Here is a 1261-nt window from a genome sequence, read left to right on the forward strand (position 1 = left end):
GTTTGCGGCCGAGCGCTGCCCGCAGCTGGTCCTCGCGCGCGTGCAGTTCGTGCAGCACCGTGGCGAGGACGGCCCGGCTGTACGGTCCCCACTCGGCCAGCAGCGAGCAGCTGTACGGAGTCCCTGGCATCCGTACCGCGGCTGTGGTCGCCTCCCAGTAGCCGTACTCGGGCCCAGCCAGCCCAGCCCGGACAGCAGCCACCAGGCCCGCGGGCCGGGGCCGTTGCGGCGGCGCCACGTACCGCAGGAGCGGATGCTGGCCGTTGACGCGATAGTCCCGCAGCACGGCGAACGGTGACTCGCCCTCGCGGGTGGCGGTCCGTACGTACAGCCGCTCCAACTCCCGGGCCTCGCTCAGGCACGTCTCCAGCTGCTCGGCCAGGGCGGCGCGCTGGGCCCGCAGCAGGCGCCGCTGATCGGCCTGGGCGTGCTTCGCCTGGCGCCGGTCGGCCTCGGCGTGCTGACGTTCGGCGAGGGCCTGCTGCTGCTCGGCTTGGACTTGGCGGACGATGGCCTCGGCCTGGGTGGGCGGATCGGCCGCGACGGTGGCGAGGTCGTCCAGCCGGGTTCGCGCCCGGGTGTCGAGGACCCGGGTCCGTACGTCCCGCAGGGCCGCGCGGACGCCTGCCGCCTCGGGCCGCAGGGTGGCCGGCACCCGGCGTCCGTCGATGGATTCGGCGGCCTGGCGCAGCCGCTCGGCGAGGGCGTGCCTGTCCCGGACTAGGCCGAGGTCTTCGACGTCGTTGCGGACGCGGGCCTTGCGGGCGTGGCCGCGCGCCTGCTCTCGCTCGGCCCGGGCCTGGTCGAGCGCGGCGGTCATCGTCCCGGCGTCGGAGCCGAAAGCCTGCCGCAGGGCGGCTATGTCCGGCTGCCAGCCGTCGATGACCATGCCGGGCGCGGTCTCGGTCACCAGGAGGTAATCCAGCGCGGTGACGAAGGCGGCCCGGGTGTGGTCGGGGGTGTCGAGCAGTGGCAGGCGGCCGAGCGCGGCCAGCTCCAGGGCCTCAACTCCGGGGAACTCTTCGGCGCCGGCCTCGGTGAGGACCTGGCGCACTTGCTTGAGCACGGCGCGGCCGTTCTCGTCCAGGTGCGAGGCCGGCGGGGTGAGCCTGTCGAGGTCGAGGACCTGGCCGCGCGGGCGGCTCATGAGCTCCTCGAACACTTCCCCGCGGCCGCGCATGTACCGGGTGTCCAGTACGACGGACCGGCGGCGGTACTCCGGGCGCAGCACCGCGTACCGGTCGCCGCGGGCGGGAGGATT

Annotated in this window: 1 protein-coding gene; it reads right to left on the reverse strand. The window is 74.6% G+C overall.

What is annotated here, in order from left to right; translation table 11 throughout:
* Window positions 1–1261 (reverse strand): hypothetical protein (locus ACFWBF_RS37345; RefSeq protein WP_385609282.1); only part of this gene is annotated, 1261 nt, incomplete at both ends.

The organism is Streptomyces sp. NPDC060028 (assembly GCF_042736725.1).
Taxonomy (GTDB): Bacteria; Actinomycetota; Actinomycetes; order Streptomycetales; family Streptomycetaceae; genus Streptomyces.